Raw genomic sequence first — 26106 nt, 5'->3', positions numbered from 1 at the left:
CGCTGTCCACTCAGGGGATCGGATGATGGACGGTGACCAACTTGGTGCCGTCGGGGAAGGTCGCCTCGACCTGGACGTCATAGAGCATTTCGGGGACTCCCTCCATCACGTCGGCACGGCTGAGCACCTCGCGACCGCTGATCATCAACTCCGCCACCGTGCGGCCATCGCGGGCACCTTCGAGAAGGTGATCGGTGATGAGCGCGACGGCCTCGGGGTGGTTCAGCGTCAACCCGCGCGCCTGGCGGCGGCGGGCGAGTTCGGCGGCATAGGAGATGAGGAGCCGGTCTTGTTCATGCGGTGACAGGCGCATTCGAGCGATCCTGCCACGGCGAAGTCAGTCCTGCTTCTCCAAGTTCTGCAGCCGGACCTGTCCCCTGGCGATCAGCCGGTCGTTGTCGTCCTTGATCGTCACCAGCCACAACTGTTGACGACGGCCGCGGTGTACGGGCTCACAGGTGCCGTACACCGTGCCCGCGGTGATGGCCCGCAGGAAATCGGTCGAGTTGTTGACCCCGACGACGTTGCCGCCGCCGTTCGCGGCCAGCCAGACGTACGCCGCGGTGCTGGCCATGCTCTCCACCATCGAGCAGTACACGCCGCCGTGCACGATGCCCATCGGCTGCAGCAGGGACGGTTTGACGTCCAGCTGCGCCTTGGCGCCATCAGGAGTGACTTCGGTGAAAACCAGCCCCAGTTCGTTGTCGAACGGCGCGGAGAAATCGAACGGGAGCCCGGATGGGATTGCTTGCATGTGGACGTGTTTACACCGTGCCGCCGCACAAAAACGAGCGAGCCCCGCGCAATGCGCGGGGCTCGCCCTTTCGAGTGGACCGGGGGTCTCTGCAGCCCTCAGGACTCCGGCTCGGTCCGTTCGTCTCGACTCACTCACCATAGGCAAGGCTGCCCTAATTTGGCAAGCCCTTCGGTGCGATTGAGCCGTAATTGCCCTCGACCGCGGGCCGAAGTCGGCACCGCTACGCGCTGACCGCGCACCGGCAGACCGAATCCGACCAGCGCATCGAGCACCGCCTGTCCCCGGCGCATGCCGATGACTTCACTGGAACCGGCCAGCATCGGTACCTGGGTGGCCGCCACCACGATGGCCGTACCCACGGTGTGCCACATCGAGGCGATGCTCATTGCGCCGCCACTGACGTCATGCAGCTTGGCGAACAGCGGCGCCATCGACCTGTGGCATCGATGCGCGATCCAGGTAGCCAGCGCCGCCTCGCTGGGCAGCCCCACCGTCCCTTCACCTGGCCCGGCAGTCGCACTGCAGGGATCGTCGGGCAGTACGCGCAGCGTCGGATCGACCACTCCCAACCAGTCGATCACCCCGTCAGAGTCGACGTGCACCCACAGGTTCTCCAGGCCGGTGTCCCAGGCGCGCCCTTCCAAGACCACCAGCGCGACGACCCGGCCGATCACCGCGTGCGCCAACGTGGCGGCCAACTGCTGGGCCGCCGCGGTCGTGCTGTCCATCTCGTGGGCGGACGCGTCGAACATCTCCTGCAGCCGGTCACCGGTCACAGCCGAGATCAACGGCCACCAGCGTCGCTTCGACACGTCGGCCATGACCGCAACGCCGTAGACCCGAGGACATTCCGGGTAGAGCGTCCGCAACCGGCGACTGGACTCATGAAGCGGAAGGATCCGCTCGATGGCCATCCCAGCGATCAGTGGGTCGTCGACGACGACTGTCATGACACCTCCTCGGTATGCTTAGGTAAGCCTAACCATATGAGTTTAGGGCACATCGGTCGAGACCTGTGACCGCATTCACACGACGGGAGCGGCAAAAGGCCGGATCAATGCACTTTTATCGCTGCAGGGAATCGGGACGGGTGCGTCGCGGTTGATTGGCACACAGTTGGGTACGACGCTCGGTAGTAAACCGAGTAGTCTGGCGACAACGCATCGGGAGATGAACGGATCATGGCGAAACAGGCTCGTCTAGGGGAACTGGAGCAGGCGGTGATGGACCATTTGTGGTCCGCGCCCGAGCCCCAGACTGTGCGTCAAGTGCACGAAGCGCTTTCCACACAACGCGACCTCGCGTACACGACCGTCATGACGGTTCTGCAGCGGTTGGCGAAGAAGCATTTGGTCCTGCAGCACCGCGACGATCGCGCGCACCGGTACGCACCGACACACGGGCGCGACGAGCTCGTCGCCGGACTGATGGTCGATGCGCTTGACCAGGCCTCCGATACCGGAAGCAGGCGCGCTGCGCTGGTGCATTTCGTCGAACGGGTCGGTGTCGATGAGGCCGATGCGCTACGTCGCGCGCTCGCCGAGCTGGAAGCAAAACACGGCATGACGAGGTCGGCTGGCGGGACAACCTCGGACTGAGGGACACTGACAGCGTGTCCGCGCTGGCCTTTACTCTTCTCGCGCTGCTGCTTGTCGGCCCTGTGCCGGCGCTGCTGGCGCGGGCGGCCTGGCCGCTACGGGCGCCACGCGCGGCCTTGGTGCTGTGGCAGGCCATCGCGGTCGCCGGAGTCCTCTCTGCATTCAGCGCCGGTATCGCCATCGCCAGCAGGCTTTTCGCGCCGGGGCCGGACGGTCATCCCACCGCCACCGTCGTGGGCGAGATCGACAAGTTGGGCTTGCCACTGTGGCTGGTCTACGTCGGCGTCTTCGCGATCACCCTGTTGATCGGTGCCCGGTTGATGGTCGCCGTCGTCCAGGTGGCCATCGCCACCCGCCGGCGGCGCGCGCATCACCGGATGCTCGTCGACCTGCTCGGAGTCGAACACGACGCGGCGGCCGCCCAGGCGTGTATGCGGGCCAGGGATCTGCGCATCCTCGATGTCGAGCAGCCGCTGGCCTACTGTTTGCCCGGCGTCCAGAGCCGCGTTGTGGTCAGCGAGGGCACACTGACCACGCTGGCCGATGCCGAAGTACTGGCGATCCTGACCCATGAACGAGCCCACCTACGTGCGCGGCACGACCTCGTCCTGGAAGCCTTCACTGCAGTACATGCGGCATTTCCGCGCTACGTGCGCAGCGCCAGCGCCCTCGATGCTGTCCGGCTGCTGATCGAACTGCTCGCCGATGATGCCGCGGTCCGCGCGGCCGGTCCCACTCCCCTGGCCAGAGCCCTGGTCGCCTGCGCATCCGGTCGGGCGCCGTCCGGCGCGCTGGCCGCGGGCGGCCCTACCACCGTCCTGCGGGTCCGGCGGCTGGCCGGACAACCGAACAGTGTGGCCTTCTCGGCAGGCGCCTACCTGTGCGCGATCGCGGTGCTGGTGGTCCCCACCATCGCGGTGGCGGTGCCATGGCTGACCGAACTGCATCGGCTGTTCAACGCGTAACTTCTTCGAATAATGCTGTGCGACAACTAAACCGAAAGGCTTTACATGACTGGCCAGGATTCCACTGACGGCACCGCACAGATCGGGGTCACCGGGTTGGCGGTGATGGGCTCGAATCTCGCACGCAACTTCGCACATCACGGCTATACCGTCGCGCTGCACAACCGCAGCGTTGCCAAGACCGACACGCTGCTCGCCGACCACGGCTCGGAGGGCAACTTCGTCCGCAGCGAAACAATCCCGGAGTTCCTGGCCGCCCTGGAGAAGCCGCGACGCGTCATCATCATGGTCAAGGCGGGCGATCCGACCGACGCCGTCATCAATGAGCTCGCCGATGCGATGGAGGAAGGCGACATCATCATCGATGGCGGCAACTCCCTCTACACCGATACCATCCGGCGCGAGAAGGCCATTCGCGATCGCGGCCTGCACTTCGTCGGCGCGGGCATCTCCGGCGGCGAAGAGGGCGCACTCAACGGTCCCTCGATCATGCCCGGCGGCCCCGCCGAGTCCTACACATCCCTCGGCCCGCTGTTGGAGGACATCTCCGCTCACGTCGACGGTGTGCCGTGCTGCACCCACATCGGCCCGGACGGGGCTGGGCACTTCGTGAAAATGGTGCACAACGGCATCGAGTATTCCGATATGCAGCTGATCGGCGAGGCCTACCAGCTCCTGCGCGACGGGCTCGGCAAATCCGCGCCAGAGATTGCCGAGATCTTCGCCGAATGGAACAAGGGCGATCTGGACAGCTACCTCATCGAGATCACCGCCGATGTCCTCCAGCAGGTCGACGCCAAAACCGGCAAACCGCTGGTCGACGTCATCATCGACGAGGCCGAACAGAAGGGCACCGGGCGCTGGACGGTGAAATCGGCGCTGGACTTGGGCGTACCCGTCACCGGTATCGCCGAAGCCGTCTTTGCGCGCGCGCTGTCGGGCTCCGTCGCGCAGCGCAAGGCCACCACCGGCCTCGCCTCGGGCACTCTGGGTGCAAAGCCGGCAGATGCCACCCAGTTCATCGACGACGTCAGCAAGGCGCTCTATGCGTCGAAGATCATCGCGTATGCCCAGGGGTTCAACCAGATTCAGGCCGGCAGCGCCGAATACGGCTGGGACATCACCCTGGGCGATATGGCCACCATCTGGCGTGGCGGCTGCATCATCAGGGCCAAATTCCTCAACCGCATCAAAGAGGCCTACGACCAGGACCCGGAGCTGGCCACGTTGATCGCCGCGCCGTACTTCCGCGATGCCGTCGAGGCGGGGATCGACAGCTGGCGCCGCGTCGTGGTCACCGCCACCGAGCTGGGCATCCCGGTCCCCGGTTTCGCCTCGGCGCTGTCCTATTACGACGCGCTGCGCACCGAGCGGTTGCCCGCCGCGCTGACCCAGGGGCTGCGCGATTTCTTCGGCGCGCACACCTATGGGCGCATCGACGCCGACCGTGACAAGAAGTTCCACACGTTGTGGAGCGGCGACCGCAGCGAGATCGAGGCCTGAGTTTTGCAGTTCCTGCCGGGCCAGCAGCCGCCCTATGACCTGACCTACGACGATGTGTTCATCGTGCCCAATCGCAGCGATGTCACGTCGCGGTTCGATGTCGATCTGTCCACCGCCGACGGCACCGGCACCACCATCCCGGTGGTGGTGGCCAACATGACGGCGGTCGCCGGCCGCCGGATGGCGGAGACAGTGGCCAGGCGGGGCGGGATCGTGGTCCTGCCGCAGGATCTGCCGATCGATGCCGTCAAACAGACGGTGGACTTCGTCAAGAGCCGGGATCTCGTCGCAGACACCCCGGTCACGCTTGCGCCGGACGATTCGGTCTCCGATGCCACCGCACTGATCCACAAGCGGGCCCACGGCGCTGCCGTCGTGGTGTTCGAGGGCCGACCGATCGGGCTGGTCACCGAGGCGGCGTGTGTCGGTGTCGACCGGTTCGCCAGGGTGCGCGATATCGCGATCAGTGATTTCGTCACCGCCCCGCTGGGTACCGACCCGCGCAAAGTCTTCGACCTCTTCGAACACTCATCCGGAAAACACACAGACGTCGCCGTGCTGACCGAGGCCGACGGCACCCTGGCGGGTGTGCTGACCCGGACCGGGGCGATCCGGGCCGGGATCTACACCCCGGCGGTGGACTCCTCAGGCCGGTTACGCATCGCTGCGGCGGTCGGGATCAACGGTGACGTCGGCGCGAAGGCGCGGGCGCTGGCCGAAGCCGGGGTCGACGTTCTGGTAGTCGATACCGCGCATGGACATCAGCGCAAGATGCTCGACGCGATCAAGATCGTGGCTGCGCAGGATCTTGGCCTGCCTCTGGCGGCGGGCAATGTGGTCTCCGCCGAGGGCACCCGCGATCTGCTCAGCGCCGGCGCGTCGATCGTCAAGGTCGGTGTCGGCCCCGGCGCCATGTGTACCACCAGGATGATGACCGGTGTCGGCCGGCCGCAATTCTCTGCCGTGCTGGAATGTTCTTCTGCAGCAAAGGAACTCGGTGGATATGTATGGGCCGACGGGGGGATTCGTCATCCACGCGATGTTGCCCTGGCCCTGGCCGCGGGTGCGTCGAACGTGATGATCGGCTCCTGGTTCGCCGGCACCTACGAATCCCCCGGCGATCTGCTGCGCGACCGTGACGGCCAGCTGTACAAGGAGAGCTACGGAATGGCCTCCAAACGGGCGGTCGCGGCCCGCACCGCCGGTGACAGCCTGTTCGACAGGGCCCGCAAGGCACTCTTCGAGGAGGGCATCTCGACGTCGCGGATGAGCCTGGACCCCACCCGCGGTGGCGTGGAGGATCTGTTGGACCACATCACCTCCGGGGTGCGCAGTACCTGCACCTACGTGGGCGCGTCGACCATCGCGGAGCTGCACGAACAGGTCGTCGTCGGGGTGCAGTCGGCGGCCGGGTTCGCCGAGGGCCATCCGCTGCCTACCGGCTGGTGAGTCGTTCTGCGCGCGCCCGCCCCGGTACGATGAGGTCTTCCACTAAGGGAGAGGGCTTCAGTGCCACAGGCACTTAGCAAAGTAATGCCGCAGGTACCTATCGATGCCGACGGTCCGGCGGTCGTCACCGCGGATCATTCGGACGACGCGCAGGACGCCGAGCCATCCAGTAGGCAGCCGGGCTCGCGGCCCGGCTTCTTCTCACTGAATATGCCAGCGGTGGTGCAACTATGAGCGCCTGGTTCACAGCGCTGAGCCTGCTGGCGTTCATCATCCTGACCGCGGGCACCGCATTGTTCGTGGCCGCGGAATTCTCGTTGACCGCGCTCGAGCGCAGCACCGTGGACAACAACGCGAAATCCGGTGACCGGCGCGACCTCTTCGTCCAGCGCGCCCACAAGACTCTGTCGTTCCAACTCTCCGGCGCCCAGCTCGGCATTTCGATCACCACCTTGGCGACGGGTTATCTGGCCGAACCTGTGGTGGCCAGGCTGATCGAGCCCGGCCTGCGTGCCCTCGGACTGCCTGCGGGCGTTTCCGGCGGGATCGCTTTGGCGCTGTCACTGCTGATCGCCACCTCGGTGTCGATGATCTTCGGCGAACTGGTGCCCAAGAACCTCGCTGTCGCCAGACCCGTCGCGACCGCCCGCGCCGTCGCCGGTCTGCAGCTGGTCTTCTCGATGATCCTCAAACCGGCCATCCTCGCCACCAACGGCACCGCCAACTGGATCCTGCGCCGTCTCGGTATCGAACCCGCCGAGGAATTGCGGTCCGCCCGTTCACCTCAGGAACTCGTATCCCTGGTGCGCACGTCGGCTCGCCACGGTTCCCTGGACGCGGTGACCGCCACCTTGGTGGACCGGTCGCTGAAATTCGGCGAACTGACCGCAGACGAACTGATGACGCCCCGCTCGAAAATCGTGGTGCTGCAGGCCGATGAGTCGGTTGCCGATCTCGTTGCCGCCGCCACCGAGAGTGGGTTCTCCCGTTTCCCCATCGTCGAAGGCGACCTCGACGAGACGATCGGCATCGTCCACGTCAAACAGGTCTTCGAGATCGCGCCCGCCGACCGTAAGCGCACACTGCTGTCGTCGGTGGCGCAGCCGGTGGCGGTGGTGCCGTCGACCCTCGACGGCGACGCCGTGATGACCCAGATCCGCGCCAACGGCCTGCAAACCGCGCTGGTGGTCGACGAGTACGGCGGCACGGCAGGCATGGTCACCGTCGAGGATCTGATCGAGGAGATCGTCGGCGATGTCCGCGACGAACACGATGACGCCACGCCCGATGTGGTGATCGCCGGGAACGGCTGGCAGGTCTCCGGGCTGTTACGCATCGACGAGGTCGCCGCCGCGACCGGATACCGCGCAGCCGAAGGCGAATACGACACCATCGGCGGGCTCGTCCTGCAGGAGCTCGGCCATATCCCCGAAGCCGGGGAGTCCGTCGAGCTCACCGCGTTCGACCCCGACGGTCCGCTGGAGGATCCCGTGCACTGGCAGGCGACCGTGGTGGCGATGGACGGTCGCCGGATCGATCAACTCGAACTCAACTATCTGGGCCGACGCTCCGAGAACTCCGGGGACGACAGCTCCGATGACCGGAAGGGACGCTGATGGGATCCGATATCTTCGGCGTCCTGCTGACGGTTCTGCTGCTCGCCGCGAACGCCTTCTTCGTCGGTTCGGAGTTCGCGCTGATCTCGGCGCGCCGCGACCGACTCGAAGCGCTGGCCGAGCAGGGCAAAAAGAGCGCTGTCGCCGTCATCCGGGCCGGTGAACAGCTCTCGCTGATGCTGGCGGGCGCCCAGCTCGGCATCACCATCTGTTCGATCCTGCTGGGCCGCGTGGGCGAACCCGCAGTGGCCCACCTGCTGGAAAAGCCCTTCGACCTGCTCGGTATCCCCGACGCGCTCCTGCACACCGTCTCATTCGTGGTGGCGCTGCTGCTGGTGGTCATCCTGCACGTGCTGCTCGGCGAGATGGTGCCCAAGAACATCGCGATCGCCGGGCCCGAGTCGGCCGCGATGCTGCTGATCCCGCCGTATCTGCTCTACGTGCGGGCGGTCCGGCCGCTCATCGCGTTCTACAACTGGTGCGCCAACATCACCCTGCGAGCCGTGCGCGTCGAGGCCGTCGACGAACTCGCCATCACCGTCTCCACCGTCGAACTCTCCGCGATGATCGCCGAATCGGTATCGGAAGGTCTGCTCGATCCCGAGGAGCACACCCGGCTGACACGGGCGCTGCAGATTCGCAACCGGGTGGTGGCCGACGTCGCCCTACCGCTGAGCGATATCCGAGCCGTGCCGGTGGCCGCCCCTGGCAGCGGCCCGGCGGTGCGCGCGGTCGAGCAGGCACTGGCCGAAACCGGCTACTCCCGCTTCCCCGTGGTCGACGGCGACGGTGCCTACATCGGCTATCTGCACATCAAGGACCTGCTGGCCCTGGACGACGATCCCGACACGGTCATCGATCTGTCCGTCGTGCGACCGCTACCGCGGCTGCCCGAGACGCTGCCGCTGCCGGATGCGCTGTCGCGGCTGCGCCGCAGCAACAGCCACCTTGCCCTGGTGACCAGCTCCGCCAAGCATCCCGCGACCGACGAGCCGGTGGTGGCGATGGTCGCGCTCGAAGATCTGGTGGAAGACCTCGTCGGTACCGTCCGGGACGGCACACACCGTGTCTGACCTGGCGGTCGCAGACACGTGGATCACGCGCGCCGAGGCGCATCGGCAGCGGGCGGAGCGTTTCGTCGCACCACACCGTGAGCGCGCCGCGGCCGGCGAACCGCATCCGGTGTGGGACTTCCTCTTTTCGTATTACAGCTTGCGGCCCCGCCAACTGCTGCGCTGGAATCCCGGCTACGGCCACATCCTGACCGGCGATGCCGCGGCCCAATACCTGGGCCGCACAGGTTATGTCGCCGTGCCGGGCGGAGTGACCGTCGGCGCGGACTATCTGGATGCCCGACGCAAGACCGTGGAATTCATCGCCGAGTTGCTCGCCGCGACCGCCGCCAGACCCGCGCAGCTGAACTGTTTCGGTATGCACGAATGGGCGATGGTCTACCGAAGCGACGAAGTGCGTCATTCTGCGGTGCCGTTGCGACTCGGGCAGGCGGGCACTGACCAGGTGGTCGAAACCGCGTCGCCGCTGCGGTGCAGCCATTACGACGCGTTCCGCTTCTTCACCCCCGCTGCCGCGCCCCGCAACGTCACCGCCCTGACTCGGGACACCCAGGTACAGCGCGAACAACCGGGCTGCGTGCACGCCACGATGGATTTGTACAAGTGGTGCTACAAGTTGGGGCCGCTGGCGCACTCAGGACTGTTACTCGATTGCCTCGAGCTGGCCGCCGACGCTCGTGAGCTGGACATGCGCGCCAGCCCGTATGACTTACACGCCTACGGATACACCCCCATCCGGGTGGAAGAGCCATCCGGTCGGGCGGAGTATGTGCGTTGCCAGAGTGATCTGGCACACCGTGCGGAACCACTGCGATCTGCACTACGGCGACAGTGTGACCTGCTGCTGCAGGCCGCCGCCTGACCGGAGCGCTGGTGGGTGACGGATAAGATGGATCAATTGCCGGGCGAGGAGGACCAATGACTGAGCGTGTGACCGTGGGCGACCTACAGGTGGCCAAAGTGCTGCACGACTTCGTGACCAACGAGGCGCTGCCTGGCACCGGGATCGACCCGGACAGCTTCTGGGCGGGGGTGGACAAAGTCGTCACCGATCTGACGCCGCAGAACCAAGAGCTGCTGGCCCGCCGCGATGAACTGCAGGCGCAGATCGACAAGTACCACCGGATGCGGGCGATCGAACCCCATGACCCCGAGGCGTACAAGGCGTTCCTGATCGAAATCGGCTATCTGCAGCCAGAACCCGACGATTTCACCATCACCACCGCAGGCGTGGATCCCGAAATCACCTCGACCGCGGGACCGCAGCTGGTGGTGCCGGTGCTCAATGCCCGCTTCGCACTCAACGCATCCAACGCGCGTTGGGGTTCGCTCTATGACGCGCTGTACGGCACCGACGTCATCGCGGAAACCGACGGCGCCGAGAAGGGCGACAGCTACAACCGGGTCCGCGGCGACAAGGTCATCGCCTTCGCACGCAAGTTCCTCGACGACACCACGCCGCTGGCGTCGGGGTCCTGGACCGAGGCACGCGGTTTCACCGTCGAGGACGGCCAACTGCTCGTCAGACTTGGCGATGATCTCTCGGCCGGATTGGCCACCGTCGAGCAGTTCGCGGGCTATCTGGGCGAGCCCGAACACCCGACCTCGCTGTTGCTGGTGAACCACGGTCTACACATTGAGGTCCTCATCGACCCCGACTCCCCCGTCGGGTCGACCGATCAGGCCGGCGTCAAAGATGTCGTCCTGGAATCGGCGATCACCACGATCATGGACTTCGAGGATTCCGTGGCCGCCGTCGACGCCGACGACAAGGTGCTCGGCTACCGCAACTGGCTGGGTCTGAACCGCGGCGATCTGAGCGAAGAGGTCAGCAAGGGTGGCAAGACCTTCACCCGCGTGCTCAACGGCGACCGCACCTACAGCACGCCCGATGGCGGTGAGTTGACCCTGCCCGGGCGCAGCCTGCTGTTCGTCCGCAACGTCGGCCACCTGATGACCAATGACGCGATCCTCGACGCAGACGGGAACGAAATCCCCGAAGGCATCCAGGACGCCCTGTTCACCAGTTTGATCGCGATGCACGGCTTGAAAGATTCCGACGGGAACGGTCCCCTGCTCAACAGCCGGACCGGCTCGGTCTACATCGTCAAGCCCAAGATGCACGGCCCCGACGAAGTGGCCTTCACCTGCGAGCTGTTCAGCCGGGTCGAAGATGTCCTCGGGCTGCCGCAGGCCACCCTGAAGGTCGGCATCATGGACGAAGAGCGGCGCACGACGCTCAATCTGAAGGCGTCGATCAAAGCGGCCGCCGACCGGGTGGTGTTCATCAACACCGGATTCCTCGACCGCACCGGCGACGAGATTCACACGTCCATGGAAGCCGGACCAATGGTCCGCAAGGGCACCATGAAATCGCAGCCGTGGATCAAGGCCTATGAAGACGCGAACGTCGATGTCGGTCTGGCCGCTGGTCTGTCCGGTAAGGCGCAGATCGGCAAGGGTATGTGGGCAATGCCTGACCTGATGGCCGACATGATCGAGCAGAAAATCGGTCAGCCGAAGGCCGGTGCCACCACGGCATGGGTGCCGTCGCCGACGGCCGCCACGCTGCACGCGCTGCACTATCACCAGGTGGACGTGTTCGCGGTGCAAAAAGAACTCGAGGGCCAAACCCGCACCACCATCGATGAGTTGCTGACCATTCCGCTGGCCGACGCTTCGTTGAAATGGTCATCCGAAGAGATCCACCAAGAGGTCGACAACAACTGCCAGTCCATCCTCGGCTATGTGGTGCGCTGGATCGACGCCGGTGTCGGCTGCTCCAAGGTGCCCGATATCCACGACATCGCACTGATGGAAGATCGCGCCACACTTCGTATTTCGAGCCAGCTCTTGGCGAACTGGTTGCGCCACGGCGTGATCACGGCCGAGGATGTGCGGGCCAGCCTGGAACGGATGGCACCTGTCGTTGACCGGCAGAATGCCGGCGATTCCACCTACCGGCCGATGGCCCCGGATTTCGAGACCAGCATCGCCTTTGCCGCAGCAGAGGAACTGATCCTGTCCGGTGCCGCGCAACCCAACGGCTATACCGAGCCGATCCTGCACCGACGTCGTCGCGAGTTCAAGGCCAGTGTTGCCGGCTGACTACACTCGGCGCGGGGTGCGCACAGGTAAGGCGATAACGGGGTCGATGGAAAGGTCTAGTAGGCGTGGGTAGACACAGTATTCCCGGGCCTGACGACGCTGATCCTTCTGGTGACGAGCCCGCCGACCACGTCGATGGTGACTACAACGACGATTACGACGACGGTGACGGTGACTACGCCGCCGACGACTACGACGCCGACGACCCACCGTCGGAGAGTCGCAGATACACCGACGACTACACCCGCGATTACACCGACGATTACGACGACCACACCGCGGTGCTGCCCGCCGCCCAACCCCCGCTGCCCCCAACCCAGGTCTCTGGCGGGCATGTCAACACCGGGGAATGGACCGGTAGCCACCGCATAGCCGCGCAGGGTCGGCGCGGCGTGAGCGTAGGCGTGATCGCAGCGTTGGTCACCGTTGTCGTGGTGGTGGCGGCCGTCATCCTGTGGCGATTCTTCGGCGATGTGCTCGGGGATCGCTCCAAGCAGGCGGCGGCCACCTGTCTGGACGGCAAATCGAATGTCGCCGTGCTCGCCGATCCCGCCATTGCCGATCTGATCAGTCAGTCGGCCAAAACCTTCAACGAAACGGCGAAGCCGGTCGGGGATAAATGCCTGTCGATCGAGGTCAAGGCCGCCGATTCCGATGCCGTCGTTGGGGGTCTGATCGGGAACTGGCCTGCGGATCTCGGCGAAAAGCCGGCCCTGTGGATACCGGGTAGTTCCATATCGGTGGCACGTCTGCAGAGCGCGGTCGACGCCAAGACCGTCAGCGCCAGCAAGTCGCTGGTCACGTCGCCGGTGGTGCTCGCGGTCCGCCCGGAGCTCAAATCGGCTCTCGATCAACAGAACTGGTCGACGCTGCCGGCGCTCCAGAACAATCCTGCCGGCCTGGATGGTGTGAACCTGCCGGGCTGGGGTGGACTGCGTTTGGCATTACCGATGACCGGGGACAGCGACGGTTCGTACTTGGCGGCCGAAGCGGTCGCGGCGGCCTCGGCTCCCGCCGGTGCACCGCCCACCGCTGGTTCGGCTGCGGTCAGTGCGCTGGTCGCCGGGCAGCCGAAGTTGGACAACAACTCTGCCGACGAAGCGATGAACGCGCTGCTCCAGGCCAGTGATCCCGCTGCGGCACCAGTGCACGCCGTCGTCACCACCGAACAGCAGCTGTTCAAACGGGCCGCCGGGTTGGCAGACGCCAAGACCGACCTCGCGTCCTGGCTGCCACCCGGACCGGTGGCGGTCGCGGACTTCCCCACGGTCCTGCTCGGCGGCGACTGGCTCGGCGAAGAACAAGTCAGTGCGGCAAGCGAATTCGAGCGCTTCCTGCGCAAACCCGAGCAGCTCGCCGAACTGACCAAGGCGGGTTTTCGCACCGACGGTGGTGGGACTCCACCGGCCAACGACGTGATCAGCTTCCCTGCGTTGGGGGCGACGTTGTCGGTCGGTGACGACAGCACCCGCGCGACGCTGGCGAACGCACTATCCACTCCCTCCACCGGACCGGCCACCACGATCATGTTGGATCGTTCGCTCAATCTCGCGCCGGTGGCCACCGCGCTCGAGGCCAGGATCACCGCGCTGCCACCGAATGCGGCAATCGGCTTGACCACATTCGACGCCAGCACGGGCACCACCCAGGTCACCTTGGGCCCGCTCGGCGATGACATCGACGGCAAGCCCCGCAGCCAGGTGCTCACCTCTACCCTGCAGGGCCTGAGCACGGCGGGCGGCGCCGTATCGTTCACCACCTTGCGCAACGTTTACGCTGACGCGTTGACGAACTTCCGCCAGGGACAGAACAATTCGGTGCTGGTGATCACCTCCGGCCCGCACACCGATCAATCGCTGGACGCCGCGGGATTGCAAGACCTGATCCGCCAGAGTGCCGATCCGGCCCGACCCGTTGCGGTCGACGTGATCAACGTCGGCAACGATCCCGACCGGGCCACCTGGGAGTCGGTTGCCCAGATCAGCGGCGGCACCTACCAGAACGTGCCCGCGTCGGATTCACCTGAGCTGGCCACGGCGGTCAACTCAATGCTGAGCTAAGCCGGCGCCACTACCACCTGCACGTTGGTGATCGCTTGTAGCGATTCGTTGACGGTGAACGTCGTCAGGTAGACCGCACCGCTGGGTGCGACGGTCACCGGGCCGCTGCTAGCTTGATTGGCGTACGTGGCAAGTTTGGTGACGGTGGCGTTGGATGCGATCGACCAGACGGTGATGCTCGGTACCTGGTTCTCGTCGACATCGAGAATCGTCACGTACGCCGTGTGGGTGGTCTCGTTGATCCCGACATCGACGGTGATGCCCGACTGGGTGAGGGTGGCCAGCGTCGACCCGTCGGGATTGACCGCCAGGATGTTGACGGTGTCGGGTGAAACCCCTTCTGGGCCAGTGTTTGACGTCACGTACGCGACACCGTTTGTGCCCACGGTCAGAGAGCCCCCGTTGCCCCCGCCGGGCAACGCCGCGCTGGTCACACCGGTCTTGAGATTCGTCACCCCGGACCCGCCGTCGACGAAAATTCTTTCGTAAGGCGTCCCGTCGGAGCCGAACACCAAATCGAGGATGAGGTGGGTTCCAGTTTTGGTCCCGTTGGGAGCGACGACGGTGCCAGCGCTATCGCGTATATACAACTTGTCGTCCGGACCGATGACGACATCGAATGCCGCGTACAGAGAATCGACGGGCACTACTTTGATCGACCCATCGGGTTTGACGATCACGATTCGCGAGCCCAGGTTATGGGGCGAATCAAATCCGATGGGGAAATACGCGGTGCCGTCCGACGCCACCTGGACGTTGCTCAAGGCAAAAAACTCTCCGCCCGTCGGTGCACCGATGATGACACCAGCCGGGGTGATGACCGAGATCCGCACACTTCGGTCGAAGTCAAAGACATTACCGTTGCTGGTGACTTGGTAGGCGCTACCATCGGCTCCGAAGGCCACTACCCCGGAAGGCGCACCGGGTAGGACGCGCTGCGCGCCCAGGCCCGCCGACGTGACGTTGTAGATTTTCGTGCTTTCGCCAGTGTCATCGGTGGTATCGATGGTGAGATAGTTGACGCCGCCCGGTCCCGTCGAAACACCAACCAGCTCACCGGAAACCGGTGCCGTGGTCGATGTGGAGCCATCGGATTTCCAAATGAAGACCTTGACGCCGTCGGCATCCTGGTACCCCTGGTAGGCCGTGCCGTCGGTACCTACCTGGACACCTTGGTCGGTGAGTCCGGCGAATGACCGGGTTGCGACGGTACCGTCTGCATTGACCGCGGTGACGGTGATCTGGCCGGCACCGAGCAGGCTGATCGTGCCCGTTGTCATGTAGGCGGTGCCGTCGGGATCGACGAACACCGATCCGATCACTTCATCGCCGCTGGTTGAACTCGTCACCTGCCCAGCGGTGCTGATGTACGACAGCGTGCTCTGGTTATTGAGCACGTTGTAGGTGAGCAGGAAGGCGCCGCCGTTCGGTGCCTGGAGCATCTGTTGAGATGTCGTGATACCCGGGATGTCGCCGGTGGCGATGGCCGAGCCGTCCGGGCCTATCACCAAGACCCTGGTCGGTCCAGTCGGTAGTCCGAAGACTCCGCCGATAACCGGCTGGTAGCCGATCCCGGTGGTGCCCAACACCGTTGGACTGTTGGGTATCCCCTGGACCTGTCCGATCGTGCCGGCCGGCAGCACGGTGACCGGCACTGTGGTGGAGGCACTTCGGCCGTCGTTCAACTGGAACGCGCCGAAAGTAAGCGCATTGAGCAGCCCGGTCAACAGTCCCAATGGGCCGTGAACATGGGTGTCTGCGTTTGCTTCGGTGACAGTGACGACGAACGAATCGGTCTGTGCAGAGTCGCCCAGCGCAGATGGCGTGTAGTCGTAGCTGCCGTCCGCGTGGATCGTCACCTCGCCGTGCGCCGGAAGTTCCGTCACTGTGTAGACCAATGGATCTCCGTCGGCGTCGGCAGCTCCGAGTGTTCCGGTAACCCCGCCGTCGAGTGAATTGCTCTTCTGGGCCGGCGTCAGCGTCGGGCTGGTGTTGAAGAACTGGTGGACGATGTCATCCAGAAAACCGCCGGCCGGGTCCGCGGTGGTCGTCGCGGCATGCGCGAAGGTCTCCGTCGACTGTACTGCCAGCCTGCGCTTGCTCGCCGGAGTCGACGAAATCTTGGTGCTGTCAGCAGGTTTCACATTCGCAGCCGATAGCGTCGAGCTTGGGGGCGATTTCGGCTTTGGACTGGCCGACCGCGTCGCCTTGGAGCTGTGCGACGACGAGTGCGCGGTAGCGCCAGCGCTAGCTGAACCATCGCCGGTAGAGGCTGCGGCAACACCATGCCCGACGGTCATCGCCGCGCCAAGGCCCGCAGTGAAGGCCCCCACTCGCAGCCATCGTAGGCACTTCTCTGATTTCACCCCGGACCGGCGCTTGTGTCGGTAGCTACTAGTCCGAGGCTTGCGCATCGAAACCTGACGTGCCATTGAGACCCCCCTCAAAAGTAACAAGCCGGGAGGACGCTACCAGCATGTTTACCGTGTTGGGTGCAGGAAATTCTCAGTTAGTTGCACTGGCAAGAGAACCTCGGATGGATCCGACGGGCCATGCTCGACAAGCCGAAGAAATCTGCGCCTGTCGCCGGCAAACCGACCGGGGGCGCAGGCACCACGGGCATCACATCTCTGCACGAGAAAGCTGTGCCATGACCCGTACGGGATTCCTCCGGCCATCAACGCCATCGGTCAAAATATGAAACCGCTTGTTGGACAACAATTTCGGTGCTCCTACAGATCGCACCGTATGCGTGTCCAATGCGTCAGGCCTCCGTTGCTGCGCTAGGCACCGCCACCGAGTCGGTGAACCGAACGGGCACACCGGCTAATCCGCGCACGGCGGCGTCCTCAGTTCGATCTCGACGCTGCCGACCGAGCTGGCAACGCAACGGAAAAACGAGTGCTGGCACAGTGCCGAGCAACCGGTCAGGCGAACGCTTCCACCGGCGGGCACGAGCACATCAGGTTGCGGTCACCGTAGGCACCGTCGATTCGGCGGACCGGCGGCCAGACCTTGGGACGGTAGTTCTTGCCCAACGGATAGGCCGCCTCTTCACGGGTGTAGGGATGGTTCCATTCCTGCACCAGTAGGCACTCCGCGGTATGCGGGGCACCGCGCAGCGGGTTGTCATCCGCCGGCCACTGACCGGAACCCACCTTGTCGATTTCGGCCTTGATCGCGATCATCGCCTCACAGAATGCGTTCACCTCGGCCAGGCTTTCACTTTCGGTCGGCTCCACCATCAGCGTGCCTGAGACCGGAAAGCTCATCGTCGGTGCGTGGAAGCCGTAGTCCGCCAGCCGTTTTGCGACATCGTCGACGGTGACGCCGGTCGATTTGGTGATCCCACGCAGGTCAAGGATGCACTCATGGGCAACCATGCCGTTCTCGCCGGTGTAGAGCACCGGGTAGTACTCGTCGAGGCGGCGAGCGATGTAGTTGGCCGACGCGATCGCCGTCAGCGTCGCGGCGCGCAATCCGGTTGCACCCATCATCCGGATGTAGGCCCAGGTGATCGGCAGGATCGACGCCGAACCGTACGGCGCCGACGACACCGGATGTCCGTGCGGCAGTTCGGCTGCCAGCGGATGGCCGGGGAGGAACGGCGCAAGATGTGAACGCACTGCGACCGGGCCGACCCCTGGGCCACCGCCACCGTGGGGAATGCAGAACGTCTTGTGCAGGTTCAGGTGGCTGACATCGCCACCGAACTTCCCGGGCCGTGCCAGCCCCACCAGAGCATTCAGGTTGGCGCCGTCGACATAGACCTGACCGCCCGCATCGTGTACGGCAGCGCAGATATCGGCGATGTCATGCTCAAACACCCCGTGGGTCGACGGGTAGGTGATCATCAGCGCCGACAACTTATCGGCGTGCGCCTCGATTTTGGCCCGCAGATCATCGAGGTCCACATCGCCGTTCTCCCGGCAGGCCACCACGACCACGCGCATCCCGGCGAGAGCGGCCGACGCGGCGTTGGTGCCGTGCGCGCTGGACGGGATCAGGCACACATCGCGATGCTTCTCACCGCGGGAGGCGTGATAGTCGGCGATCGCCAGCAGGCCGGCGTACTCCCCTTGCGATCCGGCGTTGGGCTGCAACGACACTCCGTCATAACCGGTGAGTTCGGTCAGCCAGCCCTCGACGTCGGCGATCAACTTCCGCAGTCCCGGGGTGTCCGAGGCAGGCGCGAACGGGTGCTGACGGGAGAACTCCGGCCAGGTGACCGCTTCCATCTCGGCGACGGCGTTCAATTTCATGGTGCACGAACCGAGCGGAATCATGCTGCGGTCCAAGGCAATGTCTTTATCGGCCAGCATGCGCAGATACCGCATCATCGAGGTCTCGGTGCGGTGGGTGGTGAAGGCGGGGTGGGTCAGGAATACCGAGCTGCGGTTGATGATTCCCGCACAGACAGGTTCCACAGCGGAAACACCGAAGGCCGCCAGGACCGCAGCCACGTGAGCGTCGGTGGTGGCTTCGTCACAGGCCACCGACACGTGATCGGCGTCGACCCGCCATAGGTTGATGCCACTGGCTTTTGCCGCGGCGATCACCTCGTCGGCTCGCCCGGGGACATGAGCCAGCACCGTGTCGAAGTACTTGTCGTGGACCAGCCCATCGCCCAGCGCGGTCGCGATCTTCTCGGCGTGCCCGTGTACACGACGCGCGATCGCGGTAAGCCCTTGGGCGCCATGATAACTCGCGTACATGGCGGCCATCACCGCCAGCAACACCTGCGCGGTACAGATATTGCTGGTCGCCTTGTCGCGGCGGATGTGCTGCTCACGAGTCTGCAGAGACAGCCGATACGCAGGTGATCCGTCGCTGTCGACCGACACCCCGACGAGGCGGCCGGGCAGCTGCCTTGCCTGTTTGGTGTGCACGGCCAAATAGCCGGCGTGTGGTCCGCCGAATCCCATTGGCACGCCGAATCGTTGAGCGCTACCGAAGGCCACATCGGCACCGATATCACCGGGCGAGGCAATCAACGTCAGGGCCAGCAGATCGGCACCGACGGCGACCAGGGCGCCGCGTTCGTGGGCCTGTTCGATCAGTGCCGTCCAGTCCGTAACCCGACCGCTGGCGCCGGGCAGCTGGGTGATCACGCCGAAGAAGTCACCCTCTGGCAGGCCCGCACGCAGATCGGCAGTGACGATCTCGATACCGAGTGGTTCAGCGCGCGTGGCCAGAATGGCTGCCGTCTGGGCAAATACATCGCTATCGACGGCCAGCTTGCTGGCCGGGCCGCGCACTGCGCGGTGCATCAGCGTCATCGCCTCGGCGGCGGCGGTACCTTCGTCCAGCATCGACGCGTTGGCGACATCAAGCCCGGTCAGGTCGGCGATCATCGTCTGGAAATTCAACAGCGCCTCGAGCCGGCCCTGGCTGATCTCGGGCTGATACGGCGTGTAGGCCGTGTACCAGGCGGGGTTCTCCAGGACGTTACGCAGGATCACCGGTGGCGTCAGGGTGTCGTAATAGCCCTGACCGATCATCGAGACGGCGACGGTATTGGTATCGGCCATCGCCTTCAGCTCGGCCAACGCCTCATGCTCGGTGGCCGCGGGTGGCAGCCGATCGAGGCCGGGCGCGATGCCGTCGGCGTCGACCGCGTCGAGGATGCCCGCGGGAAGTGCCTTGGCGGCAAGCTCATCGAGCGAATCGACCCCGATGACGTCGAGCATCGTGGCGACATCGTCATTGTCGGGACCAATATGGCGATCGGCAAAACGGGCTTCAGACAATTCGGAACTCCTCGGCGCGGCACAGGGCGGAACGTCGTGTTCCTCTCCCTCTGTCGTCCACCCGACCGGGCGCCTGAGAGATTCGGCGGCCGACGGCTAAGTGTCGGCGTTGCCTTTCCCCATGGGCGGGTGGCCCGGTTTTCGAGTCCGAGTTCCACCGCTTTCCAGAGGCATCGTGGCCTGGTGCGGTCCGGGGGCCTGAGAGGTTGACGGAGAGGTGTTGCTCCTTCGGCGTCCGTGACTGGCAATCACGGAACTCTCCCGCACAGGGCGATGCCCCAACAGCATAGCTCTAGCGGGTCGAAACGATCTCGCCGATCTAGCCGATTTTGCGGTCGCGGTGCTTACGCCGCGAGGCCAGTTCGTCTTCGGGAGTGGCGATCGACTCGCCGCCGTCGGCCCGCTCGCCGGGGAAGTCGGCGATCGCACCGGTCAGCTCACGCATCGCGCCGCTGACAGCGATACCGAATACGCCCTGGCCGCCCTGCAGCAGGTCGACGACTTCTTCGGCGGAGGTGCACTCATAGACCGTGGTGCCGTCGGAGAACAACGTGATATTCGCCAGGTCGGATACTCCGCGCTGGCGCAGATGATCGACGGCGACGCGAATGTTGTGCAGCGAGATGCCCGTATCCAGGAGTCGCTTCACGATTTTGAGAACCAAGATGTCCTTGAACGAGTACAGCCGTTGGCTGCCCGATCCGGCGGCGCTGCGGATGGAGGGCACGACCAAAGAGGTACGCGCCCAATAGTCGAGCTGCCGATAGGTGATGCCGGCGATCTGGCAGGCACTGGGCCCGCGGTAGCCGACGAGCTCGTCGGGAACCGAATCGTCGGGGAACAGACCACCCTGCACCGGCTCCGTCACGGCAGCCTCGTCACCTGTGGCGTCGAGCTCTAGCTGCTCCTGACGTGGCTGGTCACCCACCCTGAATCCTCTCGCCGATCGGCCTCGTCACTGCGGCCGTCTCCAGTCGCCATGCCCGAGCCCGAGTGTCCCGAGCATACGCTTCCTGTGGGGCTCCCGATGCAATCCTGGACCCCGTCTTCGTCCGCCAAGTATGGCCGCTTCGACCGCCGTGGGTCGTGAATTCTCGGGCGTGTCGAACCCTCACTACCAGATGAGACGCATCCGTGATGTTCGACGATCTGGTGATGCTCAGGTCGCCTTGAAGTCATCGGGCGACACGCTGTCGAGGAATTCCTTGAACTTCTCTACCTCGTCCTCGCGGACAGCGCCAGTGGCTTCTTCGTCGTTCTCATCGGGAATCAGCAGGCCGGCCTCGGCCAGCACTGCCTCTTCGACATAGATCGGTACGCCGGCGCGAAGGGCAACGGCCACAGAATCCGATGGCCTGGCCGAGACCTTGATATCGCGGTCGAAAATCAAGTCGGCGTAGAACGTGCCTTCCTGCAGATCGACGATTCGTACTTCCTTGAGCGAATGCCCAAGGGCGGTGATCAGATCGCGAATCAGATCGTGAGTAAGCGGTCGAGCCGGTTCGTGGCCCTGCTGTTCCAGGGCGATCGCCGACGCCTCAGACTGCCCGATCCAGATGGGCAAATACCGGTCTCCATTGGACTCACGGAGGAGTAATACCGGTTGATTCTGAGGCTGCTCGATGCGAATGCCGACCACACGAACTTCACCCATCTGTGTCTGCCCTCCGCACAACCGCGCTGCTGGAAAAGGGCCGGTGGTGCGGGATTCTCAAAGCACATCCCTCCGGCGCGTGCCGAACACCAACCCGTTAACGGAGTCTAGCCCTGCCTTGGTTCGACTGCCGAAGTGCCAGCCCGGAGACGAGGACTTCCATCTGGGCCTAGCGGTGGAGCACGTCGCGCACGGCTGATTTGATCAGCGACGTGTGCAAGGTGATGGCCAGTGCGGCCACCTCCCGCGCGAGATCGTCGGCTCGGTCGCGGGAGCCCGCCTTATCGGCCCGCACCATCGGGCCTGCGATCTGCGCGATCAGATCGGACTGCCGGTCGGCCGCTGAGCGAAATGCCCGCAGATGACGGGGCTCGACGCCGTAGTCGGCCAGCGCGCTCGCGCACTGCAGGATCACCACGGAATGCTCGTCGAAAAATCCGCCGGGCCCGGAACTGATCACGCCGGCCTTGATCAACCCACTGAGTAAGGCGTCATCGACGCCGGACTGCTCCAGGAGGTCCTCGCGACGCAGCCGGACCCGGGCGGAGGCCGCCGTAGCGGCCCGCATGTCGCCGGGTTGTCCGGAAGTGTCCGCATCACGTACCAAACGCGGTACGCCATAAGACGTTCCACTCTCGGGCAGTTGGCCGTCCGCTTGGGCGTCCAGCTGGGCCTTGATCACCTTCAGCGGCAGATACTGATCGCGCTGCGCGGTCAGGATGAACCGCAACCGCGCACAGTCATAGGCGGTGAATCTCCGATACCCCGACGCAGAGCGTTCCGGCGTGACCAGACCCTCGGCCTCCAAGAAGCGAATCTTGGAAATGGTGACATCCGGGAAATCGGGTCGTAGCGCCTCGAGCACCGCTCCGATCGACATCCCGGCAAGTGCGGGAGTATCGGGCTGTGTCATCTAGCCGCCCGTTCCCCCATCGTCGTCGGTTTTCGGTCCGGTCAGGAATACCAGCCGGAACTTCCCGATCTGCACCTCGTCGCCGTTGGCCAGCACTGCCGAATCCACCGGCTCGCGGTTGACGTAGGTGCCGTTGAGGCTGCCGACGTCGACCACCTGGAATTCACCCGTCTCCAACCGGAACTCGGCATGGCGACGACTGACAGTGACGTCATCGAGGAAAATGTCGCTGTCGGGGTGCCGGCCGGCCGACGTGGTCGCCTGGTCCAACAGGAACCGGGATCCGGCGTTGGGCCCGCGTTTGACGACGAGGAGAGCCGATCCCACCGGGAGTCCTTCGACTCCCGAGACCGTCCCATCGCCGCTGGCTGTCGCCGGGGCATCCAATTCATTGAGGAAGTCCGCACGGAAGACAGATGTCGTCTCCACGGTGACTTCCTCAGACAAGTCGTTGTCCTTATCCGTCACTCGCTGCTCCTCACAGGCTGCTTGTGGCGATATTGCCAGTGGTCTTGGCCCGCCCTAACCGTCGACTCGACGTTACCGTGCGACGAGCCTCATTGTGCCCAGCACGGCCGGAAAGGCTGCTGGCAGGAACCCTAACAACATTCATTCGGTCAATGTGGCGCGGTACGCCTCTGGATCGAGCAAACCGGCCAGGCTCTCGTCGAGTACAGCCGGGTCGGCCTGCAGTTCCAGCAACCATCCGTCACCGTAGGGATCGGAGTTCACCAGGTCCGGGCTGGCTTCCAGATCACCGTTGACCGCAACCACTTTCGCTGAAACCGGGGCGTACAGGTCAGAGACCGACTTGGTCGATTCCACCTCACCGAATGACTCCCCCGCACTCACCTGGCTGTCGATATCGGGCAGCTGCACGAAGACAACATCGCCCAGCGCGGATTGGGCGAAGTCGGTGATACCGACGCGGACGGTGTCGTCAGCGGTGCGGCGAACCCACTCATGTTCGACGGTGTAGTGCAGATCGGGTGGGATCTCGGTCACAATTCTCCCTCGTGATGCGGCTGGGCCGGGCTCAGGTCGTCGAGCGGTCGTGGCTCATTTGACGGGCTGAGCGTATTGGCGGGGTTTCGGTTGTCGCAAGGTGGTGATGTCAACACGGTCAGTCTGTTGGACCGCCATTGTGCCGCCCACCCGCTCCACGCTGTCGACGGCACCGCCAGGAATATTCATCGCAGCGGCCAGAGTGGGTGGATCGCCAATAGCCAGAACAGAATACGGCGGGGCCAGGGTGAGGCTGTCGATGGCCAGCGCGCCGGGGCGTCCAATGACCCAGGTGTCGACACCCACCCGCACCGCCTGATTGCCCGCCGCGATCTCCATGGCTTCGGCACCGGCGGCCCGCAATTCGTTGATCACGTCGAGCATCGTCTCGGGTGCCACCCCTCCAGCAGGGTCGTCGATGGTGATGATCACACCGGGCCCGGTGGCACCGACCGTGCCGATCAGAATCGACAGTGCGGCCAGACGCGCTCTGGCGTTGTCGATCGCGGCCTGATCCGAGCTGCCCGATGCCTGCAACGACGCCAGCGTGCGCTGCAGTTCGGTGACCTCGGTATTCAGCGCGGCCTCACGCTGTTGCAGCGAATCCAGCAGCACCAGCAAGTCGGCGGGCCGGGCCGTCTCCAGCGCGTCGCCGGTTTCGGTTTGCCGGACCTGGGTGACGATGGCCACCCCCAGCACCAGGCACAGCAACGCCGCCAGCGCCCCGAACGTCACCTGGGAACGTGTCCGGCGCGGCTTGGCGGGTGGCTGTTCAGTCATATCTGGATGTCACGCCCCGAACAGACGTCGCCGCAGGGCGGCGGCGTTGCCGAAGATCCTGATGCCGAGAACGACGATGATCGCGGTGGACAGCTGGGTGCCCACCCCGAGCTGATCGCCGACGTAGACGATCAGGGCGGCGACCAAGACGTTGAACACGAACGAGATCACAAACACCTTCGCGTCGAAGATGTGTTCCAGGTAGGCGCGCAATCCGCCGAAGACGGCGTCGAGGGCGGCCACGACAGCGATCGGCAGATACGGCTGAATGGCCTCGGGAACGCTGGGATGAAATATCAGGCCCAACACGATGCCGACCACGAGCGCGGCGATTCCGATCATGAGGCTCCGATCCGCTTGGCGAACTTGGTATCTCGGACAGCACCTGCGGGCACCGTGAGTCCGTCGCCCGCACTCACGCTCACCCCCACGCCGTAGGACGTTTCGAGCAGCCGCATCCGCATCAACCCGGAGCTGTGCTCGAAACCTTCGCGCATGGAGTTCGGCGGGCCGATCGCCACGATGGTGTACGGAGTGCTGATCGGGTGATTGTCGACGAGGATCGCGCCGCCCGCCTGCCGGATGGTCACGTTCGGCCCGATCCGGATACCGCCGACCGCGACGGCTTCGGCGCCGCAGGCCCACAGCGAGTTGACGACCAGCTGCAGGTCGCGGTCGAGGATCACCGCCCGGCTGCCGGGGACTCGCTGTTTGGACACATCGGTGAGGTCGCTGCTGACGCTGGGATCGTTGACCGTCACCGTCAGGCCGGGACCGATCACCGGGGTGCTCGCACCGGCCAGGGTGAGCGCGTCCAGACCGCTCAGCAGCTGCCTGCCCTCTGCGTCGTCTTTGAGTTGGCGGCGCTGAATGTCGTCGACCTCGGTGGCCAGCTCGTCGCGGCGCCGGGTGAGGTCGTCGGTGGTGCCCTCGGCGGAACGGACGCTGCCCGCCAGCACATGCTGGGCGGCGCTGACGCCGGGCGCCACCGACCTGGCCTGCGCGACGGCGGCGGCGAAGACGGCGGCGATCAACAGCGCGGCAACGGCCTGCCAGACCCAGCCCACCGCACGCGAGCTGGTGGGGCCGGCGGCCGCCGCGGCGTAGCCGGGGTCGAGGTGTTCAGAGAGCAGCGAGCGCAGCAGCGACGGCACGGGAAGTTTGTGCACCGCTGCGGCTTGGCGCGGGCTCAGTCCGGCGTCGGGGTCGTAACCGCCGAGAGCGGGGTCACCTCGTCCGGTCAGACGGTCGGGCACGTCATCTCGCATTCGGGATCTTGGGCATCTGCCGGACCACCAGGACGAGCTGAATGACGTACAACACGAACGCCCAGAGGTACATACCGATGCCCCAGATCAGGAACGCCCAGCCGCAGGCGCCGATGACGCGGCTCCATAGGGCATCCCACTGGCCCAACAGGATCAGTGGGAACGCCGACATCAATGCGAACGTCGCCGCCTTCCCGATATAGGTGACGGGTAGGGCGGACAGGCCGCGACTGCGCAGGATCGGCAGCATCGCCGCCAGCAGACCGTCCCTGACGATCAGCACCACGATGACCCACCAGGGCACGATCCCGGCGATGGCGAACGAGATCGGCACGATGACCATGAAGAGCCGGTCGACGGCCGGATCGAGCAGCTCGCCCACCCGGGAGTACTGGTCCAGCAGGCGGGCCAGCTTGCCGTCGAGCCAGTCCGACGCGCCGCAGATCATCAGGACGGCGACAGCGAGTGCGTAGGCGTCGGTCCAGAGCAGCAGATAGACGAAGACGCCGATCAGGACGAGGCGCACCACGCTGAGCACGTTCGGCACGGTCAGCACCCGGTCGGTATTGCCACCCGGTGGCGTCATGGGGCTAAACCTAGTGCGGGC

23 protein-coding genes and 2 riboswitches are annotated in these 26106 nt (G+C 65.0%); of the genes, 9 read left to right on the top strand and 14 right to left on the bottom strand.

Translation table 11 applies throughout. The annotated features are described in order from the left end of the window. Positions 1-10 precede the first annotated feature (10 nt). The 3 genes from ADBZ9O_RS18145 to ADBZ9O_RS18135 form a co-directional block, all read right to left on the bottom strand. Positions 11-313 (bottom strand): urease subunit gamma, encoded by a 303-nt coding sequence (locus tag ADBZ9O_RS18145; RefSeq protein ID WP_526524236.1) that lies wholly within the window; start codon positions 311-313, stop codon positions 11-13. Positions 314-337: 24 nt separating this feature from the next. Beyond that, the gene (locus tag ADBZ9O_RS18140; protein ID WP_526524234.1) at positions 338-754 is read right to left on the bottom strand and encodes a PaaI family thioesterase; all 417 of its coding nucleotides are present in this window, start codon (positions 752-754) and stop codon (positions 338-340) included. A 134-nt stretch (positions 755-888) separates the two neighbouring features. After that, positions 889-1707: an iron reductase gene (locus tag ADBZ9O_RS18135; protein WP_526524232.1), complete on the bottom strand. Its 819-nt coding sequence runs from the start codon at positions 1705-1707 to the stop codon at positions 889-891. A 231-nt stretch (positions 1708-1938) separates the two neighbouring features. Between ADBZ9O_RS18135 and ADBZ9O_RS18130 the strand changes: the two genes are divergently transcribed. From ADBZ9O_RS18130 to ADBZ9O_RS18090, 9 genes are all read left to right on the top strand, one after another. Further along, complete coding sequence (locus ADBZ9O_RS18130) at positions 1939-2355, top strand: BlaI/MecI/CopY family transcriptional regulator (protein ID WP_526524230.1); 417 nt, start codon at positions 1939-1941, stop codon at positions 2353-2355. A gap of 14 nt (positions 2356-2369) precedes the next feature. Beyond that, positions 2370-3320: a M56 family metallopeptidase gene (locus ADBZ9O_RS18125; RefSeq protein ID WP_526524228.1), complete on the top strand. Its 951-nt coding sequence runs from the start codon at positions 2370-2372 to the stop codon at positions 3318-3320. 45 nt (positions 3321-3365) lie between these two features. Next, the gene (gene gnd, locus ADBZ9O_RS18120) at positions 3366-4823 is read left to right on the top strand and encodes an NADP-dependent phosphogluconate dehydrogenase (protein ID WP_526524226.1); all 1458 of its coding nucleotides are present in this window, start codon (positions 3366-3368) and stop codon (positions 4821-4823) included. Between the two features lie 3 nt (positions 4824-4826). Beyond that, the gene (locus ADBZ9O_RS18115; protein WP_526524224.1) at positions 4827-6272 is read left to right on the top strand and encodes a GuaB1 family IMP dehydrogenase-related protein; all 1446 of its coding nucleotides are present in this window, start codon (positions 4827-4829) and stop codon (positions 6270-6272) included. Between the two features lie 230 nt (positions 6273-6502). Continuing rightward, positions 6503-7888 (top strand): CNNM domain-containing protein, encoded by a 1386-nt coding sequence (locus tag ADBZ9O_RS18110; protein ID WP_526524222.1) that lies wholly within the window; start codon positions 6503-6505, stop codon positions 7886-7888. Then, complete coding sequence (locus ADBZ9O_RS18105; protein ID WP_526524220.1) at positions 7888-8961, top strand: CBS domain-containing protein; 1074 nt, start codon at positions 7888-7890, stop codon at positions 8959-8961. The genes ADBZ9O_RS18110 and ADBZ9O_RS18105 overlap by 1 nt, the downstream gene beginning before the upstream one ends. Next, positions 8954-9823: a 3-methyladenine DNA glycosylase gene (locus ADBZ9O_RS18100; RefSeq protein ID WP_526524218.1), complete on the top strand. Its 870-nt coding sequence runs from the start codon at positions 8954-8956 to the stop codon at positions 9821-9823. The genes ADBZ9O_RS18105 and ADBZ9O_RS18100 overlap by 8 nt, the downstream gene beginning before the upstream one ends. 56 nt (positions 9824-9879) lie before the next feature. Continuing rightward, positions 9880-12069 carry a malate synthase G gene (locus ADBZ9O_RS18095; protein ID WP_526524216.1) on the top strand — a complete coding sequence of 730 codons (2190 nt, stop codon included), beginning with the start codon at positions 9880-9882 and terminating at the stop codon, positions 12067-12069. Positions 12070-12134: 65 nt separating this feature from the next. Beyond that, positions 12135-14129 (top strand): substrate-binding domain-containing protein, encoded by a 1995-nt coding sequence (locus ADBZ9O_RS18090; RefSeq protein WP_526524214.1) that lies wholly within the window; start codon positions 12135-12137, stop codon positions 14127-14129. On the opposite strand, the gene ADBZ9O_RS18085 is transcribed toward ADBZ9O_RS18090, so the two are convergent. From ADBZ9O_RS18085 to ADBZ9O_RS18035, 11 genes are all read right to left on the bottom strand, one after another. Beyond that, positions 14126-16462 (bottom strand): Ig-like domain-containing protein, encoded by a 2337-nt coding sequence (locus ADBZ9O_RS18085; protein ID WP_526524212.1) that lies wholly within the window; start codon positions 16460-16462, stop codon positions 14126-14128. The genes ADBZ9O_RS18090 and ADBZ9O_RS18085 overlap by 4 nt on opposite strands. Positions 16463-17056: 594 nt before the next feature. Beyond that, positions 17057-19879, bottom strand: coding sequence for an aminomethyl-transferring glycine dehydrogenase (gene gcvP, locus ADBZ9O_RS18080; protein ID WP_526524210.1), 2823 nt, complete (start codon positions 19877-19879; stop codon positions 17057-17059). Between the two features lie 40 nt (positions 19880-19919). After that, positions 19920-20055, bottom strand: a riboswitch (glycine riboswitch). After that, positions 20056-20153: riboswitch (glycine riboswitch) on the bottom strand. Positions 20154-20198: 45 nt separating this feature from the next. Beyond that, entirely contained in the window at positions 20199-20807 is a 609-nt protein-coding gene (locus ADBZ9O_RS18075; protein WP_526524209.1) for a MerR family transcriptional regulator, read from the bottom strand. 231 nt (positions 20808-21038) lie between these two features. Next, positions 21039-21533 (bottom strand): bifunctional nuclease family protein, encoded by a 495-nt coding sequence (locus ADBZ9O_RS18070; RefSeq protein ID WP_526524207.1) that lies wholly within the window; start codon positions 21531-21533, stop codon positions 21039-21041. 169 nt (positions 21534-21702) lie between these two features. Then, on the bottom strand, positions 21703-22446 hold the full coding sequence (gene ftsR, locus ADBZ9O_RS18065) for a transcriptional regulator FtsR (RefSeq protein WP_526524205.1): 744 nt from the start codon (positions 22444-22446) through the stop codon (positions 21703-21705). Beyond that, positions 22447-22914, bottom strand: a complete 468-nt coding sequence (garA, locus tag ADBZ9O_RS18060; protein WP_526524203.1) for a glycogen accumulation regulator GarA — start codon at positions 22912-22914, stop codon at positions 22447-22449. Between the two features lie 141 nt (positions 22915-23055). Continuing rightward, positions 23056-23451 carry a glycine cleavage system protein GcvH gene (gene gcvH, locus ADBZ9O_RS18055; RefSeq protein ID WP_526524201.1) on the bottom strand — a complete coding sequence of 132 codons (396 nt, stop codon included), beginning with the start codon at positions 23449-23451 and terminating at the stop codon, positions 23056-23058. 54 nt (positions 23452-23505) lie between these two features. Beyond that, complete coding sequence (locus ADBZ9O_RS18050) at positions 23506-24231, bottom strand: DUF881 domain-containing protein (protein WP_526524199.1); 726 nt, start codon at positions 24229-24231, stop codon at positions 23506-23508. A 9-nt stretch (positions 24232-24240) separates the two neighbouring features. Next, on the bottom strand, positions 24241-24573 hold the full coding sequence (locus ADBZ9O_RS18045; protein ID WP_526524197.1) for a small basic family protein: 333 nt from the start codon (positions 24571-24573) through the stop codon (positions 24241-24243). After that, complete coding sequence (locus ADBZ9O_RS18040) at positions 24570-25487, bottom strand: DUF881 domain-containing protein (protein WP_526524195.1); 918 nt, start codon at positions 25485-25487, stop codon at positions 24570-24572. Before ADBZ9O_RS18040 ends, ADBZ9O_RS18045 begins: the two co-directional genes overlap by 4 nt. Position 25488: 1 nt before the next feature. Beyond that, on the bottom strand, positions 25489-26085 hold the full coding sequence (locus tag ADBZ9O_RS18035; protein WP_526524193.1) for a CDP-alcohol phosphatidyltransferase family protein: 597 nt from the start codon (positions 26083-26085) through the stop codon (positions 25489-25491). Positions 26086-26106 lie beyond the last annotated feature (21 nt).

This window comes from Mycobacterium sp. (assembly GCF_965229105.1).
GTDB lineage: Bacteria > Actinomycetota > Actinomycetes > Mycobacteriales > Mycobacteriaceae > Mycobacterium.
Note: the sequence above shows the minus strand (reverse complement) of the source record. Positions and strands in the feature narration are given on the sequence as shown.